Source organism: Pseudomonas sp. IT-P12, from assembly GCF_949767465.1.
In the GTDB taxonomy this organism is placed as follows: domain Bacteria; phylum Pseudomonadota; class Gammaproteobacteria; order Pseudomonadales; family Pseudomonadaceae; genus Aquipseudomonas.
Window position 1 is genome coordinate 178,047 of sequence record NZ_CATKPY010000028.1, and the last position, 15,781, is coordinate 193,827.

Genomic DNA, 15,781 nt, shown 5'->3' on the forward strand with positions numbered 1-15,781 from the left:
TGAAAACGCCGCCATGATAACCAGTCGGGGGCCGCTTGTCCGGCCCGGTCGCTCGAAGGCCTTTACCGAAAGCAGAATTTGAGTGGAGAACAGCATGAGTGCAGTTGAAAGCGTCGGCCCACAAGCGTTGCCGGCACTGCAGGAACAAGTCGAGCAGATCATCGCTGAAGCCAGGCGCCAGGGCGCCAGCGCCTGTGAAGTCGCGGTGTCGCTCGAACAGGGCCTGTCGACGTCGGTGCGCCAGCGTGAAGTCGAAACTGTCGAATTCAACCGTGACCAGGGGTTTGGCATCACCTTGTATGTGGGCCAGCGCAAAGGGTCGGCCAGCACCTCGGCCAGTGGCCCGGACGCCATTCGCGAAACCGTTGCGGCGGCACTGGCCATTGCCAGGCACACCTCGGAAGACGAAGCCTCGGGCCTGGCCGATGCCGCGCTGATGGCCAAGGATCTGCAGGATTTCGATCTGTTCCACGAATGGGACATCTCCCCGGAACAGGCCATCGAGAAAGCCTTGCTCTGTGAGGCGGCGGCCTTCGATGCCGACGCCCGGATCAAGAACGCCGATGGCACCACGCTGAGTACTCATCAGGGCTGCCGTGTCTATGGCAACAGCCATGGTTTCATCGGCGGTTACGCGTCGACGCGTCATAGCCTCAGCTGCGTGATGATCGCCGAGGCCGACGGCCAGATGCAGCGCGATTACTGGTATGACGTGAATCGCCTGGGCCATCTGCTCGCCGACCCGGTGAGCATCGGCCAACGCGCGGCGCAGCGGGCAGCCAGCCGCCTGGGCGCGCGCCCGGTTCCGACCTGTGAAGTGCCGGTGCTGTTTTCCGCCGAGCTGGCCGGTGGCTTGTTCGGCAGTTTCCTGTCGGCGATTTCCGGCGGCAGCCTGTATCGCAAGTCCTCGTTCCTGGAAGGCACCCTCGGGCAGAAGTTGTTCCCGGAGTGGCTGACCCTCGATGAGCGTCCGCATCTGGCACGTGCCCTGGGCAGCGCGGCGTTCGATGGCGATGGCCTGGCCACGTACGCCAAACCGTTCGTCGAAAAAGGCGAGCTGGTGTCCTACATCCTCGGCACGTACTCCGGGCGCAAGCTGGGCATGCCGAGCACCGCCAACGCCGGCGGCGTGCATAACCTGTTCGTCAGCCACGGCGACGAGGACCAGGCTGCCTTGCTGCGACGCATGGGCCGCGGTCTGCTGGTCACCGAACTGATGGGCCAGGGCCTGAACATGGTCACCGGCGACTACTCGCGCGGTGCCGCGGGTTACTGGGTGGAAAACGGCGAAATCCAGTTCGCGGTCCAGGAAGTGACCATTGCCGGCAACATGCGCGACATGTTCAAGCAGATCGTCGCGGTGGGCAACGACCTGGAGGTGCGCAGCAACATCCGCACGGGCTCGGTGCTGATCGAGCGGATGACGGTAGCGGGCAGCTAAACCTTCTGCTTGTTTAAAAAAGGCGCGCCACCAATCGGGTGGCGCGCCTTTTTTATGGGCCGTTGTTGGGCGTCCAGACCATTGACGGGCTTGTTTTGGTTCTCATTATCATCTAATAATAAATCTCATTATCGAATGAGCCCGAGACATGAGTTCTGCCTTGCACGAGCAGCCGTACCTCGACAGCTGGCGCTGGATGAGTCGCCAGATCCGTTGCGCGCTGGACCCCAATGAGCCGCGCCTGATCGAACACTACCTCGCCGAAGGCCGGTATCTGGCGTGTTGCACGGCCACTTCACCCTGGACCATCGCCGAAACCACGTTCCGTCTGCTGCTCGACACCGCCGCCGATGTCGCGCTGCCGTGGCACTGGCGGACATTCTGCCTGGACCAGGCGTGGCGCCCGTTGCGCGATCTCGAACGCCTGTCGCTGTGCAAGTGCCGGCTCAAGCGCTGGCAGAGCTACACCTGGCAACTGGCGACCTGCGAGTTGCAACCCTCGATTCCCCTCATAGAACTGGTGCAAGGATTTTCAGATGAACAAGACTCGTATTGAGCGCGACAGCATGGGCGAACTTCAGGTCCCGGTGGATGCGCTCTACGGCGCCCAGACCCAACGTGCAGTGGATAACTTCCCGATCAGCGGCAGACCGATGCCGGTGCAGTTCATCCGGGCCTTGATCCTGGCCAAGGCCGCCGCCGCCCGGGCCAACATCGAACTCGAGCAGATCAGCGAGGCCCAGGGCCGAGTCATCGTCGACGTCGCGCTGGAGCTGCTCAAGGGCGATTTCATGCAGCACTTCCCGGTGGATATCTTCCAGACCGGTTCCGGCACCAGTTCCAACATGAACGCCAACGAAGTGCTCGCGACGCTCGCCAGCCGTCGGCTCGGCGAGCCGGTGAACCCCAACGATCACGTCAATTGCGGCCAGAGCAGCAACGACATCATCCCGACCACCATCCATGTCAGCGCGACGCTGGCGTTGCATGAGCAACTGCTGCCGGCGCTGACGCGCCTGGTCCAGGTGATCGAGCGCAAGGCCGAAGAGGTTCATCAGCATGTCAAAACCGGTCGCACCCACCTGATGGACGCGATGCCGGTGCGCATGAGCCAGGTGCTCAACGGTTGGGCGCAACAGCTCAAGGCCAATATCGGCCATCTGCAAGGGTTGCTGCCGAGCCTGCAATCCCTGGCGCAAGGCGGCACGGCAGTGGGGACCGGGATCAATGCGCATCCACAGTTTGCCGCGCGTTTCAGCGAGGAACTGACGCGCCTGACCCAGGTGCCGTTCCAGCCGGGGGCCAACCTGTTCGCCCTGATCGGCTCCCAGGACACGGCGGTGGCGCTCTCCGGGCAGTTGAAAACCACGGCGGTCTCGCTGATGAAGATCGCCAATGACTTGCGCTGGATGAACTCCGGACCGCTGGCCGGCCTGGGTGAAATCGATCTCGAAGCGTTGCAGCCGGGCTCGTCGATCATGCCGGGCAAGGTCAACCCGGTCATCCCGGAAGCGACGGCCATGGTCGCCGCCCAGGTCATCGGCAACGACACGGTGATCGCCATCGCCGGTCAGTCGGGCAATTTCGAACTGAACGTCATGCTGCCGATCATCGCCCAGAACCTGCTGAGCAGCATCGAACTGCTGGCCAACGCCAGCCATCTGCTGGGTGAAAAGGCCATCGCCAGCTTCAAGGTCAACGAGTCCAGGCTCAAGGAAGCGCTGTCGCGCAACCCGATTCTGGTGACCGCGCTCAACCCGATCATTGGTTACCAGAAAGCCGCCGAGATCGCCAAGAAAGCCTACCAGCAGGGGCGACCGGTCATCGATGTCGCGCTGGAACACACCGATCTGTCACGCAGTCAGCTGGAAGAACTGCTCAACCCGGAAAAACTCACCGCCGGCGGCGTGTAATCGCCACCACCGCTTTGGAGGCTCACCATGGAACACTGGAAACGCACAATCGAACGGGCAAACCGCTGTTTCATGCTGGGCGAACTGGTGGATGCCCGCGAGGCCTACCTGCAGGCGCTCGCCTTGGCCCAGGTGTTGTTCGAGCGCTGGCCCGATGCCGATGAAGCGGTGGCGGCCTGCGTGATCTCCCACCACAACCTCGCGGACCTGCACTTGCGCTTGAATCAGCCGGAGGAGAGCGCCGAGTACCTGTGTGCCATCCACCAGCGGCTGCTCAAGACCCTCCAGGATCCTCGAGTGGCAACGGCGCTGCGGGAAGCCGCGTTGCGCCAGAGCAGCAAAACCTATGTCGAACTGCTGAACTTCATCAGCGAACACGGCGAATACCCGCGCACCCATCGTTTGCTGCACATCGATGCGGCGTCGCCCCCTGCGCCTCACCATCACGGAGTTCATTGAAATGGCTTTTAGCTTGCCTGCCTTGCCGTACGCCTACGATGCCCTGGAACCGCACATCGATGCGCAGACCATGGAAATCCACTACACCAAGCACCACCAGACCTACATCAACAACCTCAACGCCGCCGTCGAGGGCACCGAGTTCGCTGAGTGGCCGGTGGAAAAACTGGTGGCGGCCGTCCAGCAGTTGCCGGAAAAGCTGCGGGCTGCGGTGATCAACCAGGGCGGTGGCCATGCCAACCATTCGCTGTTCTGGGCAGTCATGGTGCCCAACGGTGGCGGTCAGCCGGACGGCGCGCTGGCCCAGGCAATCGACGCGCAGTTGGGCGGTCTCGAGCGTTTCAAGGAGGCGTTCACCAAGGCCGCGCTGACCCGCTTCGGCAGCGGCTGGGCCTGGTTGAGCGTGACCCCGCAAAAGACCCTGGTGGTTGAAAGCAGCGGCAACCAGGACAGTCCGTTGATGAACGGCAACACACCGATCCTCGGCCTGGATGTCTGGGAGCACGCTTATTACCTGCAATATCAGAACCGCCGCCCGGAATACATCAACGCTTTCTACAATGTCATCAACTGGCCTGAAGTCGCTGCGCGCTATCAGGCTGCAATGGCCTGAGGCTTTTATCAAAAGGATCCAGGGCTGACTATGGGCACTGAAACACTGGCGATCGGAAGTGGGCGTATGTTTCGTTACGCGTTGGGATCGCTGTTGCTGCTGGCGGGTATGAGCTTGCTGGTCGCCCAGGGCCTGGCGTGGCTGGGTCTTGAACCGAAATTGCTGCGTGCGTTGCAGGGCGGTGCGATCTGCGCCCTGGGGACGGCGCTCGGGGCGGTTCCGGTGCTGGTGATCCGACGCATGCCCCAGGCGCTCAGCGATACACTGCTCGGCTTCGGTGCCGGGGTGATGCTCGCGGCGACGGCGTTTTCGCTGATCGTCCCCGGTATTGCGGCGGCAGAAAACCTCGGGATGACGCCTTGGGCGGCCAGCGGTCTGATCTGTTTCGGTATCATGCTCGGCGCGTTCGGCTTGTTTCTGGTGGATCTCAAGCTGTCCGGGGCCTCTCCCGAGATGCTCGTCGGCACCCTGGAGCGACCGGTCATTCCGCCACGGATCTGGTTATTCGTGTTTGCCATCATTGCCCACAACATTCCCGAAGGTATGGCTGTCGGGGTGTCGGCGGGTGGCGGCATGCCCGACGCCGACAGCCTGGCCATGGGGATCGCGCTGCAGGATGTGCCGGAAGGTCTGGTGATCGCCCTGGTGTTGGCCGGAGCAGGAATGTCGCGGGGCAAGGCGTTCCTGATCGGTGCGGCGTCAGGGCTGGTCGAGCCGGTTTTTGCGCTGTTGTGCGCCTGGCTGGTCAGCCTGGCCGAATTGCTCCTGCCGTTGGGGCTGGCGCTGGCGGCCGGGGCCATGTTGCTGGTGGTCACCCATGAGGTCATCCCCGAGTCGCGCCGCCATGGTCACGACAAGCTGGCCAGTCTCGGGTTGCTGATCGGGTTTTGCCTGATGATGGTGATGGATACGGCGCTGGCGTGACACGGACGATGCAGCAGCCGGGTGCCCGGCTGCTACGGGACGGACTTCATTCGCCTTCGTCGAAGTAGTTGTTGATTAACGCCACCAGCGCATCCAGCGCTTCCTGTTCCTGCTCGCCTTCCGTGCTTAGATGGATTTTGGTGCCCTTGCCGGCGGCGAGCATCATCATGGCCATGATGCTTTTGCCGTCGACCATGGAGGTCGGTGTGCGTCCGGCCCTGATCTGGCAAGGGAATTGACCGGCTACGCCGACGAATTTGGCGGAAGCACGGGCATGCAAGCCCAGCTTGTTGATGATTTCGATTTCCAGAGCAGGCATCGCGATGTGAATCCTTTAGCTGAGGTCGCGGTGGCGGACCTGGACGTTCTTCAGGGATTTTTGCAGGACCTGGCCCAGACGTTCGGTCAGGTAGACGGAGCGGTGGTGCCCGCCCGTGCAGCCAATGGCGATGGTGACGTAAGCGCGGTTGCTGGCGGCGAAGCGGGGCAGCCATTTGAGCAGGTACGTGGAAATGTCCTGGAACATCTCCTCGACGTCCGGCTGTGCCGCCAGGTACTCGGCCACCGGTTGATCAAGCCCGGACTGCTCGCGCAGTTCCGGCTTCCAGTAAGGGTTCGGCAGGCAACGTACGTCGAACACCAGGTCGGCATCCACCGGCATGCCGCGCTTGAATCCAAACGACTCCACCAGGAACGCCGTTCCGGGCTCCGGCTGGTTCAACAGGCGCAGCTTGATGGTATCGCGCAACTGATACAGGTTCAGATTGGTGGTGTTGACCTTGAGGTCGGCGAGGTCGGCAATCGGCCCCAGCAGGGCGGCCTCATCCTCGATCGCCTCGGCCAGGGAGCGGTTGGCGCTGCTCAGCGGGTGACGTCGACGGGTTTCCGAGAAGCGCTTGAGTAACGTCTCTTCATCGGCATCCAGATACAGGACGTCGCACTGGATATGCCGGCTGCGGACTTCCTCGAGCAGTTCGGGGAAACGGCTGAGATGGCTCGGCAGGTTGCGCGCGTCGATGGAGACGGCGACCAGCGGTTGCGTCAGTTCAGTATGGATCAGCGCGCGTTCGGCCAGTTCCGGCAACAACCCTGCCGGGAGGTTGTCGATGCAGTAGTAACCATTGTCCTCGAGCACGTCGAGCGCGGTACTTTTACCTGAGCCGGAACGGCCACTGACGATGATCAAGCGCATGATTAGTGCCCGTTCTGCTCGTCCAGGACAACCTGATACAAGGCTTCATTGCTCGAAGCGCTGCGCAGGCGATCACGGACTTCCTTGCGATCGAGCATGCTGGCGATCTGGCGGAGCAATTCAAGGTGCGCATCGGTAGCGGCTTGCGGGACCAGCAGAACGAACAGCAGGTCGACCGGAGCGCCGTCGATGGCGTCAAAATCGATGGGTGCATCCAGGTGCATCAAGGCACTGACGGGTGAGATACAACCTTTGAGCCGACAGTGGGGAATGGCGATGCCGTTGCCAAAACCGGTCGAGCCGAGTTTTTCACGGGCTATCAGGGCCTCGAAAACATCTTGCATCTCCAGATCGGGGACTTCCCGGGCGATCAGGTTGGCAATTTGCTCGAGGGCTTTCTTTTTACTGCCTCCCGGCACGTTCACCAGGGAACGGCCGGGGGTCAGGATGCTTTCAAGTCGGATCATGGGTTGGGGGTGTTAACGACCGGTTGCGCCCTGGAGGAGGCTCTGGGTCTTTTCCTTATGCTTTTTGAGTTGTTTATCCAGCTTGTCGGTCAATGCGTCGATCGCCGCGTACATATCGGTATGTTCCGCGTTGGCGACGACTTCATTGCCGGGAATATGCAGCGTGGCTTCGATTTTCTGCTTCAGCTTCTCGACCGTCATCGTGACCTGCACGTTGGTGATCTTGTCGAAATGCCGCTCCAGTCGTTGGAGTTTTTCGCCGATGTAGGTGCGAAGAGGTTCGGTCACTTCCAGTTGGTGTCCACTGATATTGACTTGCATACAGCTTCTCCTTCGTTGCCAGTGCATAAAGCGGTAGATCCGATGATCTACCACTGGAACGCTGTGGCGTGGCCCTACATCAACCGCTTGCGTTCGCTCGAAGGCGCGATCCCGAGGGATTCGCGGTACTTGGCGACGGTGCGGCGAGCCACCTGAATGCCTTGTGCCTCCAGTAAACCAGCGATCTTGCTGTCACTCAACGGCTTTTTCTGATTTTCCGCGGCAACCAGTTTTTTGATGATTGCGCGAATCGCCGTGGACGAGCATTCGCCGCCTTCGGAGGTGCTGACATGGCTGGAGAAAAAGTATTTCAGCTCATAGATGCCCCGGGGGGTATGCATGAATTTCTGCGTGGTCACCCGGGAAATCGTCGATTCGTGCATGCCCACCGCTTCGGCGATGTCATGCAGGACCAGCGGTTTCATGGCTTCGTCGCCGTATTCCAGAAAACCGCGCTGATGTTCGACGATCTGGGTGGCCACTTTCATCAGCGTTTCGTTGCGGCTTTGCAGGCTCTTGATGAACCAGCGAGCCTCCTGCAACTGATTGCGCATGAAGGTGTTGTCGGCGCTGGTGTCGGCGCGGCGCACGAAACCGGCATATTGGGCGTTGACCCGCAGCCGTGGCACCGACTCCTGATTCAGTTCCACCAGCCAGCGCTCGTTGTCCTTGCGCACGATCACGTCGGGAACGACGTATTCGGCTTCACTGGACTCGATCTGCGAGCCCGGGCGCGGATTGAGGCTTTGAACCAGTTCGATCACCTGGCGCAGCTCGTCTTCCTTGAGTTTCATGCGGCGCATCAGCTGGCTGTAGTCGCGACTGCCGAGCAGGTCGATGTAGTCGCTGACCAGGCGCTTGGCTTCGGCCAGCCAGGGGGTCTTGGCGGGCAACTGGCGCAATTGCAGCAGCAGGCATTCGCCGAGATTGCGGGCGGCAATGCCGGCCGGTTCGAATTGCTGGATGCGGTGCAGGACGGCTTCGATTTCGTCCAGTTCGATGTCCAGTTCCGGATCGAAGGCTTCGAGGATTTCTTCGAGGGTTTCGTCCAGGTAACCCTGGTTGTTGATGCAATCGATCAGGGTGACGGCAATCAGGCGATCGGTGTCGGACATCGGCGCCAGGTTCAGTTGCCACAGCAGGTGGCTTTGCAGGCTTTCACCGGCCGAGGTGCGGGTGGTGAAATCCCACTCGTCGTCATCGTTGCTCGGCAGGCTGCTGGCGCTGGTCTGGTAAACGTCTTCCCAGGCGGTGTCGACGGGCAGTTCATTGGGGATGCGCTCGTTCCAGTCGCCTTCCTCGAGGTTGTCGACCGTCGGCGTGCTTTCCTGGTAGGAGGGTTCCTGGATTTCGGTGTTGGGCTTGTGTTCGACGTTGTCGGCCATGGGGTCGGAGTTATCGAAGTCGTCGCCTTCTTCCTGGCGTTCGAGCATCGGATTGGACTCCAGGGCCTCCTGGATTTCCTGTTGCAGGTCCAGGGTCGACAATTGGAGCAGGCGGATGGCCTGTTGCAGCTGCGGTGTCATCGTCAGCTGCTGGCCCATTCTCAAGACTAGCGATGGTTTCATGGCAGGGGCTTAACACCTTATTCCGGCGCGCATGCGCCATCCACTACAGGGCGCCGGAGCGCCAAACATAAGCAAATTATATGCCCGAAATAACATCGTTTGCCTAGAGCGCTGTAACAATAAAAAAATCTTGATTTTTCATCGGTACGAGCGCTCGGCCGCCCAGCCCGTGGCCTCAGTGCTTACAGGCGGAACTCATGGCCCAGATAAACTTCCTTGACCAGGTCGTTGGCCAGGATGGTGGCAGAGTCGCCCTCGGCGATCAGCTGTCCATCGTTGACGATATAGGCGGTTTCGCAGATATCCAGGGTTTCGCGGACGTTGTGGTCGGTGATCAGCACGCCAATGCCCTTGGCCTTGAGGTGGTGAATGATCTGCTTGATGTCGCCCACGGAAATCGGGTCCACACCGGCGAAGGGTTCGTCGAGGAGGATGAATTTCGGGCTGGTGGCCAGTGCGCGGGCGATTTCCACGCGACGGCGCTCACCACCGGACAGGCTCATGCCGAGGTTGTCGCGGATATGGCTGATGTGGAATTCCTGCAGCAGGCTTTCCAGTTCCTTGCGACGGCCGGCCTTGTCGAGTTCCTTGCGCGTCTCGAGGATCGCCATGATGTTGTCGGCAACGGAGAGCTTGCGGAAGATCGACGCTTCCTGCGGCAGGTAGCCGATACCGGCCTTCGCACGGCCGTGCATCGGCTGGTGGCTGACGTCCAGGTCGTCGATCAGGACGCGGCCCTGATCGGCCTGGACCAGACCGACGATCATGTAGAAGCAGGTGGTCTTGCCGGCGCCGTTGGGGCCGAGCAGGCCGACGATCTGACCGCTGTCGATGGACAGGCTGACGTCGCGCACGACCTGGCGGCTCTTGTAGCTCTTGGCCAGATGCTGAGCTTTCAGAGTTGCCATTACTGGGCCTTCTGCTCGTCGGTTTTCTTTTTCGGCTGGATCACCATGTCGATCCGCGGACGCGACTCGGTCACGTTGGTGCCTGTGGCACGGCCGGCGCTGGCGAGCTTCTTGTTGGTGTCATAGACGATTTTCTCGCCCTGGGTCACGTTGCCGTCCTTGTCGACGACCTTGGCCCGATCGATCAGTACCACGCGGTCTTGCGTGGCGTGGTACTGGATGGTGACGCCCCAGCCTTGCACCGGCTTGGTGTCGCCCGCCGTTTGCAGTTGCTCGAAGTAGGCGAGGTTGCCGACCGAAGTCACCACGTCGATGTCACCGTTCGGGGCGCGGGTCATGGTCACCTTGTTGCCGGTGACCTTCATCGAGCCCTGGGTGATGATGACGTCGCCGGTGTAGGTGGCAACGCCATTCTTGTCGTCCAGCTGGGCGTCGTCGGCCTGAATGCGGATAGGCTGCTGCTGATCGGTCGGCAGAGCCCAGGCGCTCACGCTTCCCAGTGCTGCGCCCAGACCGAGCAAAATAGGGAGAGTTTTAACGAGCCTCATACTGTCCTCTTACGTTCGATAGCAGGTGTATCCTGCTGTCCTTCAAATACGCTTTCATGCCTACGCCAGTCGATACGCCACCGGCGCCGTCGATTCTAACGGGTTGCTGGGTCTGCGCATATTGCTGCTGCGGGAACACCGTCATGCGGGTGGAGGTGATGAGGGTGTCGCGTTTCTTTTCGTCGGTGCGCTTGACGCGCACGTTGTCGATCAGTTCGACCTCGGTACCGCCAGGGTTCACTTCACCGCGGTCGCTGGTGACATGCCACGGAAAGTCGGTGCCGCGGTACATGTTCAGGTCCGGCTTGGTGACCAGCGTGATATCGGTGGCTTTGACGTGCTCGGCCTTGTCGGACGTCATTTCGTACTGCACGCGTCCGTCTTCGAGGTATTGCAGGGTGTGAGTATTGGTCGCGTACCAGTCGATCGGGCTGTCCTGGGTCTTGGCCGCCGGCTTGTCGAGGAAGCGTTCCGGGCTGATGTTCCAGTAGCCGACCGCAGCGAAGATCGCTGCGATGCAACCGAACACCAGGACGTTGCGAAATTTCTTGCTCAGCATAGTTGGCTCACAGGTACGCGGCGTTGGCCGCATCGAGGCGGCCCTGGGCACGCAGGATCAGTTCGCAGAATTCGCGGGCGGCACCCTCGCCGCCACGGGCCTGGGTAACGCCGTGAGCGTGTTCACGGACAAAACTGGCGGCGTTGGCCACCGCAATCCCCAGGCCCACCCGGCGAATCACCGGCAGGTCGGGCAAGTCGTCGCCGAGGTAGGCGACGTTTTCATGGCTCAGGCCGAGCTGGGCCAGCAATCCGTCCAGCACCACCAGCTTGTCTTCGCGACCCTGATAAACATGGGGAATGCCCAGGTTCATCGCCCGACGTTCGACCGCCGGGGACTTGCGGCCGCTGATAATGGCTGTCTGCACACCCGCGGCCATGAGCATCTTGATGCCCTGGCCGTCGAGTGTGTTGAAGGCCTTGAACTCGCTGCCGTCTTCAAGAAAGTACAGGTGTCCGTCGGTCAACACACCGTCGACGTCGAAGACGGCCAGTTTGATCTGTTTGCCGCGTTGCAGCAGGTCAGCACTCATTACATTACTCCTGCACGCAACAAGTCGTGCATGTTCAGGGCGCCGACCGGACGATCGTCGCCGTCGACCACCACCAGTGCACTGATTTTATGGTCTTCCATGATTTTCAGGGCCTCGGCGGCGAGCATTTCGGCGCGGCCGGTCTTGCCGTGGGCGGTCATGACCTGATCGATCGTGGCGCTGTGGATATCGATGCTGCGGTCCAGGGTGCGGCGCAGGTCGCCGTCCGTGAAGATCCCGGCCAGCTTGCCGTCGGCTTCCAGGATGACGGTCATGCCCAGGCCCTTGCGCGTCATTTCCATCAATGCGTCCTTGAGCAGGGTGCCGCGCTGGACTTGCGGCAGCTCCTGTCCGGCGTGCATGACGTTTTCCACTTTCAGCAGCAGGCGTCGGCCCAATGCGCCGCCCGGGTGGGAAAACGCGAAGTCTTCGGCGGTGAAGCCGCGGGCCTCGAGCAGTGCAACTGCCAGGGCGTCGCCCATGATCAGGGCGGCGGTGGTCGAGGACGTCGGCGCCAGGTTGAGCGGGCAGGCTTCGTGCTCGACGTGCACGTTGAGGTTGACCTCGGCCGCCTTGGCCAGCGGTGACTCGGGGTTGCCGGTCATGCTGATCAACTGGATGCCCAGGCGCTTGATCAGCGGCAGCAGGGTGACGATTTCATTGGTGGAGCCGGAGTTCGACAAGGCCAGGATGATGTCGTCACGGGTGATCATGCCCATGTCGCCGTGGCTGGCTTCGGCCGGGTGGACAAAAAACGCCGTGGTGCCGGTGCTGGCCAGGGTGGCGGCAATCTTGTTGCCGATGTGCCCGGATTTGCCCATGCCGACCACGACCACTCGGCCTTTGCTGGCCAGAATCATCTCGCAAGCGCGTACGAAATCTGCGTCGATACGGGGCAGCAAGCCTTGTACGGCTTCCAGTTCGAGGCGGATGGTGCGTTGTGCCGATTGGATCAGCTCGCTTGATTGGCTCATGTCAGAAATCGTTTGGCCTGAGGAAAAGGCGGCGATTATAGCGGTAATGATCGAAACCCTCACGCAAGTTCGTCACGCTTTGTCATTCCTTGTTACTGAATGCGGGTAATTGACGTCATTTTTTTATCATCTGGTGGGGCAGGGTCGGCTTGACGCTTGGGCGCTCAGCCTTTGCAGTGATATAGTTCGCCGCCAGTTCGGCCCGCCCGGGGAGGTATGTGCTTTCGTCAGAAAGACAGGCGTCCGAGTGAGAGGCTGCATCGCAAGGAGTTTAGATGAGTGCCGATAACGCCTACGCGGTCGAGCTGAAGGGAGTGACCTTCAAGCGCGGTGCGCGCAGCATTTTCAATAACGTCGATATCCGTATTCCGCGCGGCAAGGTCACCGGCATCATGGGACCTTCCGGGTGTGGCAAGACCACGCTGTTGCGTTTGATGGGCGCTCAATTGCGTCCGGCCAAGGGCGAAGTCTGGGTCAACGGGCAGAACCTGCCGAAGTTGTCGCGCAGCGATCTGTTCGATGCACGCAAGCACATGGGTGTGCTGTTCCAGAGTGGCGCGCTGTTCACCGATCTCGATGTGTTCGAGAACGTCGCCTTTCCGCTACGGGTTCATACCGAGCTTCCGGAAGAAATGATCCGGGACATCGTGCTGCTCAAATTGCAGGCCGTCGGGCTGCGTGGTGCCATCGACCTGATGCCCGAGGAGTTGTCCGGCGGCATGAAACGCCGTGTCGCGCTGGCCCGGGCGATTGCCCTGGACCCGCAGATCCTCATGTATGACGAACCCTTCGTCGGCCAGGACCCCATTGCCATGGGTGTGCTGGTGCGCCTGATCCGTCTGCTCAACGACGCCCTGGGCATCACCAGCATCGTGGTTTCCCACGACCTGGCCGAGACGGCGAGCATTGCCGACTACATCTATGTCGTCGGCGACGGCCAGGTCCTGGGGCAGGGCACGCCGCAGGAGCTGATGAACTCGCAGGAACCGCGGATTCGCCAATTCATGACCGGCGAACCCGATGGCCCGGTCGCATACCACTTTCCAGCGACGGATTACCGCGCAGATCTTCTGGGGAAGCGTTGATGCGCAAGACTTCACTGCTGGAACGCGTACGTCGCTTCGGCCACGCCGGCATCGATGTGCTGGCCGCGTTCGGTCGTTCGACCATCTTTCTGTTTCATGCCCTTTTGGGGCGCGGCGGCATCGGCGGCGGTTTCGGCCTGCTGATCCGGCAACTGCATTCGGTGGGCGTGATGTCCCTGGTGATCATTGTGGTCTCCGGGGTATTCATCGGCATGGTACTGGCACTGCAGGGGTTCAATATCCTGTCCAGCTACGGTTCGGAGCAGGCGGTCGGGCAAATGGTTGCCCTGACCTTGCTGCGCGAACTGGGCCCCGTGGTCACCGCCTTGCTGTTCGCCGGCCGCGCCGGTTCGGCCCTGACGGCGGAAATCGGCAACATGAAATCCACCGAGCAGTTGTCCAGTCTGGAAATGATTGGTGTCGACCCGCTCAAGTACATCATTGCCCCGCGCCTGTGGGCCGGCTTCATTTCCCTGCCGGTGCTGGCGATGATTTTCAGCGTCGTGGGTATCTGGGGCGGTTCGTGGGTGGCTGTCGACTGGCTGGGTGTGTATGAGGGTTCCTACTGGTCCAACATGCAAAACAGCGTGACCTTCACCGACGATGTGCTCAACGGCATCATCAAAAGTGTCGTCTTCGCCTTTGTCGTGACCTGGATCGCCGTATTCCAAGGCTATGACTGTGAGCCCACTTCAGAGGGGATCAGTCGTGCCACTACCAAGACCGTGGTGTACGCCTCGTTGGCTGTACTCGGCCTGGACTTTATTTTGACCGCCTTGATGTTTGGAGATTTCTGATGCAAAACCGCACCCTGGAAATCGGTGTCGGCCTTTTTCTGCTGGCTGGCATCCTGGCTTTGCTGCTGCTGGCGTTGCGGGTCAGTGGCCTGTCCCCGAGCGCCACCACCGAAACGTATAAACTTTATGCCTATTTCGACAATATCGCCGGTTTGACGGTCAGAGCTAAAGTGACCATGGCCGGTGTGACCATCGGCAAGGTCACGGCAATCGATCTGGACCGCGACAGTTTCACCGGTCGGGTGACGATGCAGCTGGAAAAACGGGTGGATAACCTGCCGACTGACTCCACTGCATCTATTCTGACGGCTGGCCTGCTGGGTGAGAAATACATCGGCATCAGCGTGGGTGGCGAAGAAACCCTGCTCAAGGAGGGTGGGACCATTCACGATACCCAGTCATCGCTGGTGCTCGAGGACCTGATCGGTAAATTCCTGCTCAATACCGTTAGCAAAGACGCCAAATGAGGAGCTTTTGAATGATTTCTACCTTACGACGCGGCCTGTTGGTATTACTCGCGGCCATGCCGCTGATGGCTCACGCCGTGGCGGCGCCTTCCGCGCACGACCTGGTCGAGGACACCACGAACCGGTTGCTCCAGGACCTGTCGGCCAACAAGGAGAAATACAAGCAGGACCCGAACGACTTTTATACGGCGTTGAACACCATCGTCGGCCCCGTGGTGGATGCCGAAGGCATTTCCAAGAGCATCATGACGGTCAAGTACTCGCGCAAGGCCACGCCTGCGCAGATGAAGACCTTCGAGGAAAACTTCAAGCGAGGCCTGTTCCAGTTCTATGGCAATGCCCTGCTCGAGTACAACAACCAGGGGATCGTCGTCGATCCGCCCAAGGATGAGTCCGGCGACCGTACCAGCGTCGGCATGACCGTCAAGGGCACCAACGGCGCGATCTATCCGGTGTCCTACACCCTGGAGAAGATCAACGGCGAGTGGAAGCTGCGTAACGTGATCATCAACGGCATCAACATTGGCAAGCTGTTCCGCGATCAGTTCGCCGATGCGATGCAGCGCAATGGCAACGACCTGGACAAGACCATCAATGGCTGGGCCGGTGAAGTCGCCAAGGCCAAGGAAGCCAGCGAGAAGTCGTCCCAATGAGTGTGTCGGCCATTCGCATGACCGAATCCGGCGAGCTGATGCTCAGCGGCATGCTGGACTACATGACCGGCCCGGGCCTGCGCAAGCAGGGCCAGGCCTTGATCAAGGCGAGCAAGGCCAGCGCGTTGGTGGTGGATTGCTCGGCGGTGTTGAAGTCCAGCAGCGTCGGCTTGTCGCTATTACTGTGTTTCATGCGTGATGCCCAGCAAGCCGGCAAGTCGCTGAGCATCCGTGCAATGCCCGAAGACATGCGTGAAATCGCTCAGGTCAGCGAGCTGACCGAGCTGTTGGCGCATCCCTAACAGCATCAGCAGGGAAGCCCCCCGTCAGAGTCCTGCTTCGCGGGGTTCGCAGGCGCGG

21 protein-coding genes are annotated in these 15,781 nt (G+C 60.8%); 11 read left to right on the plus strand and 10 right to left on the minus strand.

What is annotated here, in order from left to right:
- Nucleotides 1–94: 94 nt before the first annotated feature.
- The 6 genes from pmbA to ACM6IM_RS29155 all read left to right on the plus strand — a co-directional run bounded on the left by pmbA (nt 95) and on the right by ACM6IM_RS29155 (nt 5,350).
- Nucleotides 95–1,441 (plus strand): metalloprotease PmbA, encoded by a 1,347-nt coding sequence (gene pmbA / locus ACM6IM_RS29130; RefSeq protein WP_414866996.1) that lies wholly within the window; start codon nt 95–97, stop codon nt 1,439–1,441.
- 148 nt (nt 1,442–1,589) lie between these two features.
- Nucleotides 1,590–1,997: a FagA protein gene (locus ACM6IM_RS29135; RefSeq protein WP_192309655.1), complete on the plus strand. Its 408-nt coding sequence runs from the start codon at nt 1,590–1,592 to the stop codon at nt 1,995–1,997.
- Nucleotides 1,978–3,354, plus strand: a complete 1,377-nt coding sequence (locus tag ACM6IM_RS29140) for a class II fumarate hydratase (RefSeq protein ID WP_414866997.1) — start codon at nt 1,978–1,980, stop codon at nt 3,352–3,354. Before ACM6IM_RS29135 ends, ACM6IM_RS29140 begins: the two co-directional genes overlap by 20 nt.
- A 27-nt stretch (nt 3,355–3,381) precedes the next feature.
- Complete coding sequence (locus tag ACM6IM_RS29145; protein ID WP_414866998.1) at nt 3,382–3,813, plus strand: hypothetical protein; 432 nt, start codon at nt 3,382–3,384, stop codon at nt 3,811–3,813.
- 1 nt (nt 3,814) lies between these two features.
- Nucleotides 3,815–4,426, plus strand: coding sequence for a superoxide dismutase (locus tag ACM6IM_RS29150; RefSeq protein ID WP_414866999.1), 612 nt, complete (start codon nt 3,815–3,817; stop codon nt 4,424–4,426).
- 30 nt (nt 4,427–4,456) lie between these two features.
- The gene (locus ACM6IM_RS29155; RefSeq protein WP_414867000.1) at nt 4,457–5,350 is read left to right on the plus strand and encodes a ZIP family metal transporter; all 894 of its coding nucleotides are present in this window, start codon (nt 4,457–4,459) and stop codon (nt 5,348–5,350) included.
- Nucleotides 5,351–5,396: 46 nt separating this feature from the next.
- Here ACM6IM_RS29155 and ACM6IM_RS29160 read toward each other — a convergent pair whose 3' ends face one another.
- The 10 genes from ACM6IM_RS29160 to ACM6IM_RS29205 all read right to left on the minus strand — a co-directional run bounded on the left by ACM6IM_RS29160 (nt 5,397) and on the right by ACM6IM_RS29205 (nt 12,419).
- On the minus strand, nt 5,397–5,669 hold the full coding sequence (locus ACM6IM_RS29160; RefSeq protein WP_192309666.1) for an HPr family phosphocarrier protein: 273 nt from the start codon (nt 5,667–5,669) through the stop codon (nt 5,397–5,399).
- A gap of 15 nt (nt 5,670–5,684) precedes the next feature.
- A complete protein-coding gene (gene rapZ / locus ACM6IM_RS29165) occupies nt 5,685–6,542 on the minus strand; it encodes an RNase adapter RapZ (RefSeq protein ID WP_192309668.1) in 858 nt (285 codons plus the stop codon).
- Nucleotides 6,543–6,544: 2 nt separating this feature from the next.
- A complete protein-coding gene (gene ptsN, locus ACM6IM_RS29170) occupies nt 6,545–7,009 on the minus strand; it encodes a PTS IIA-like nitrogen regulatory protein PtsN (RefSeq protein WP_192309670.1) in 465 nt (154 codons plus the stop codon).
- Between the two features lie 12 nt (nt 7,010–7,021).
- Complete coding sequence (gene hpf / locus ACM6IM_RS29175; protein ID WP_047537716.1) at nt 7,022–7,330, minus strand: ribosome hibernation-promoting factor, HPF/YfiA family; 309 nt, start codon at nt 7,328–7,330, stop codon at nt 7,022–7,024.
- A 74-nt stretch (nt 7,331–7,404) separates the two neighbouring features.
- Nucleotides 7,405–8,898 (minus strand): RNA polymerase factor sigma-54, encoded by a 1,494-nt coding sequence (locus tag ACM6IM_RS29180; RefSeq protein WP_192309672.1) that lies wholly within the window; start codon nt 8,896–8,898, stop codon nt 7,405–7,407.
- Nucleotides 8,899–9,080: 182 nt separating this feature from the next.
- Nucleotides 9,081–9,806, minus strand: coding sequence for an LPS export ABC transporter ATP-binding protein (gene lptB, locus ACM6IM_RS29185; RefSeq protein ID WP_192309675.1), 726 nt, complete (start codon nt 9,804–9,806; stop codon nt 9,081–9,083).
- Complete coding sequence (gene lptA, locus ACM6IM_RS29190) at nt 9,806–10,354, minus strand: lipopolysaccharide transport periplasmic protein LptA (protein ID WP_192309677.1); 549 nt, start codon at nt 10,352–10,354, stop codon at nt 9,806–9,808. The genes lptB and lptA overlap by 1 nt, the downstream gene beginning before the upstream one ends.
- Entirely contained in the window at nt 10,341–10,913 is a 573-nt protein-coding gene (gene lptC, locus ACM6IM_RS29195) for an LPS export ABC transporter periplasmic protein LptC (RefSeq protein ID WP_192309679.1), read from the minus strand. The genes lptA and lptC overlap by 14 nt, the downstream gene beginning before the upstream one ends.
- 7 nt (nt 10,914–10,920) lie before the next feature.
- Nucleotides 10,921–11,445 carry a KdsC family phosphatase gene (locus tag ACM6IM_RS29200; protein WP_192309682.1) on the minus strand — a complete coding sequence of 175 codons (525 nt, stop codon included), beginning with the start codon at nt 11,443–11,445 and terminating at the stop codon, nt 10,921–10,923.
- On the minus strand, nt 11,445–12,419 hold the full coding sequence (locus tag ACM6IM_RS29205; protein ID WP_192309684.1) for a KpsF/GutQ family sugar-phosphate isomerase: 975 nt from the start codon (nt 12,417–12,419) through the stop codon (nt 11,445–11,447). The genes ACM6IM_RS29200 and ACM6IM_RS29205 overlap by 1 nt, the downstream gene beginning before the upstream one ends.
- A gap of 275 nt (nt 12,420–12,694) precedes the next feature.
- Between ACM6IM_RS29205 and ACM6IM_RS29210 the strand changes: the two genes are divergently transcribed.
- From ACM6IM_RS29210 to ACM6IM_RS29230, 5 genes are read left to right on the plus strand one after another with little or no spacing between them, the layout of a single operon-like run.
- On the plus strand, nt 12,695–13,504 hold the full coding sequence (locus tag ACM6IM_RS29210; RefSeq protein ID WP_192309704.1) for an ATP-binding cassette domain-containing protein: 810 nt from the start codon (nt 12,695–12,697) through the stop codon (nt 13,502–13,504).
- Nucleotides 13,504–14,301: a lipid asymmetry maintenance ABC transporter permease subunit MlaE gene (mlaE, locus tag ACM6IM_RS29215; RefSeq protein WP_192309706.1), complete on the plus strand. Its 798-nt coding sequence runs from the start codon at nt 13,504–13,506 to the stop codon at nt 14,299–14,301. The genes ACM6IM_RS29210 and mlaE overlap by 1 nt, the downstream gene beginning before the upstream one ends.
- Nucleotides 14,301–14,768 carry an outer membrane lipid asymmetry maintenance protein MlaD gene (mlaD, locus tag ACM6IM_RS29220; protein ID WP_007901560.1) on the plus strand — a complete coding sequence of 156 codons (468 nt, stop codon included), beginning with the start codon at nt 14,301–14,303 and terminating at the stop codon, nt 14,766–14,768. Before mlaE ends, mlaD begins: the two co-directional genes overlap by 1 nt.
- An 11-nt stretch (nt 14,769–14,779) precedes the next feature.
- On the plus strand, nt 14,780–15,421 hold the full coding sequence (locus ACM6IM_RS29225; RefSeq protein ID WP_192309708.1) for a phospholipid-binding protein MlaC: 642 nt from the start codon (nt 14,780–14,782) through the stop codon (nt 15,419–15,421).
- Nucleotides 15,418–15,723, plus strand: coding sequence for a lipid asymmetry maintenance protein MlaB (locus ACM6IM_RS29230; protein WP_192309710.1), 306 nt, complete (start codon nt 15,418–15,420; stop codon nt 15,721–15,723). The genes ACM6IM_RS29225 and ACM6IM_RS29230 overlap by 4 nt, the downstream gene beginning before the upstream one ends.
- Nucleotides 15,724–15,781: the final 58 nt, after the last annotated feature.